Raw genomic sequence first — 1750 nt, 5'->3', positions numbered from 1 at the left:
CGCGGTACTTGGCGAGGACCGCGTCCATGTCGGAACGGTGCTGCTCCAGCATGTAGCGCACGGCCAGGTACCCCCAGCGGTACACCCGGTCCTGGCTGCTCCTGGCGTAGACCGTGTCGAAGAGCTCGCTCAGCTTGTAGGTGTGCTGCGAAGCCACCGCGATGGCGTCGGTGTTGACGGCCTTGCGGTACGACCAGGAGACGTACTCCGCGAAGCCCTCGACCCACCAGTCGATCGGCTGGACCTGGCCCGCGTCGTAGTCGCCGTAGACGTTGAACCGGCCGTCGAGGTAGTGGGTGTACTCGTGGTTGAGGTTCCAGATCTCGAAGGACGGACGGGCCCACTCGGCCTCGTAGCAGAGGAAGCGCGGCTGGTTGCCGACCGTCGCCGGGTCGCCCTCCAGGTACATGCCGCCGTTGTTGGTGTTGATGTCGTAGATGACCGCGGCGAGCACCTGGTAGTCGAGCGAGGAGTGGAAGACCACGACCTCGATCGTGCTGTTGCCGTCGTCCTTGACCGGGCCGCCGTCCTTGGCCACCGTGTGGAAGAACGCGTCCTGGCCGTTCAGGCTGGTGCAGGCGGTGCCGACCTGGGTGCTGTCCAGCGCCTGGGCGAGGATCCTGATGCTCGGGCTGCAGGTGTGGTCGACCGTCAGGTTGGCGGCCTTGAACTTCGCCGGGTCCTCACAGGTGCCGTAGTACGAGCAGTCGGCCTTGTCCCACCAGTTCACCGCGAGCGCCACCGAGCCGCGCTGGTACATCGTGGGTCCGGTCGGGGCGGACTGCTGGGCCAGGGCCCGCGCGTAGGGGCGCACCTTGGGCAGCAGTTCCGGGTACTGCATGAAACGGGTCAGCTCGTTGGTCGCCTCGTAGACCGTCCGCCCGTAGGTGCCGCCGTGCAGGCCCTGGTTGCGGGAGATGAAGGTGAACAGGGTGTCCAGCACGCTCGGGTCGGCCTTGACGGCGGGGAGGAAGTCGGCCTCCCAGTGTCCGGCGAACAGCGCGGTGAGCACCGGGGTCAGCCCGTAGACCATGCCGGTCGGGTTCCAGGTGGCGCTGTCGTAGTCGGACAGCAGTCGCTTGACGACCGGCAGGTAGCGGGCGCTGTCCTTGGCGCTGTCGATCAGCGTGGTCGCCCGGGCCAGCGGGCCCGCGTTGTCCGCCGTGACGTCCCGCGAACGGGAGTTGGCGAAGAACGCGTCCAGCGCGGAGCGGGTCGCGGTCTTCAGGCCGGCGCCGTAGGGGCCCACCACGTCGGGGTTGTAGAACTGCACGAAGTAGCCGGCCTGCAGGTAGAGCATCAGCTGCGAGATCGACGCGCCGTTGTTGCCCTGGTAGCTGTTCGCGGCGTCGCGCACCGCGTACGCCACGGTGGTCATCTGCGACTCGCGGAACGCGTTCGCGGCGTCGCCGCGGCCGATCTTGAACAGCGAGTTGACGCACTGGAGGTCGACGGACTTGATCTGCTGGACCAGCGCGCTGCCGGTCCGGCCGGTGAAGTCACCGACGTTGCAGGGCCGGTCGGCGGCCGCGCCCAGCCCGAAGGCCTTGGCCTGCGGCTGGTCGGCCGTCGGCAGGCCGGTGAGCGGGGCCGTCGGCGACTGGGGTACCAGGTCCTCCGGGCTGAGCCGCTTCCGGCCGTCCGGCCGCGCGGGGGCGGCGTCGGTGCGGTCCGCGCCGATCGCGGGCGGCGGCGCCAGGTGGGCGGGCACCGTGCCGACGGGCGCACCGGCGGGGGTCGTCCCGCCGGG

1 protein-coding gene is annotated in these 1750 nt (G+C 69.8%); it reads right to left on the bottom strand.

The annotated features are described in order from the left end of the window. Positions 1 to 1750 (bottom strand): collagenase (locus tag ACIQOV_RS40230; protein WP_401055941.1); only part of this gene is annotated, 1750 nt, incomplete at both ends.

The organism is Kitasatospora sp. NPDC091257 (genome assembly GCF_044757675.1).
Lineage (GTDB): Bacteria > Actinomycetota > Actinomycetes > Streptomycetales > Streptomycetaceae > Kitasatospora > Kitasatospora lactacystinica.
This window is presented reverse-complemented; position numbering and strand designations above follow the sequence as displayed.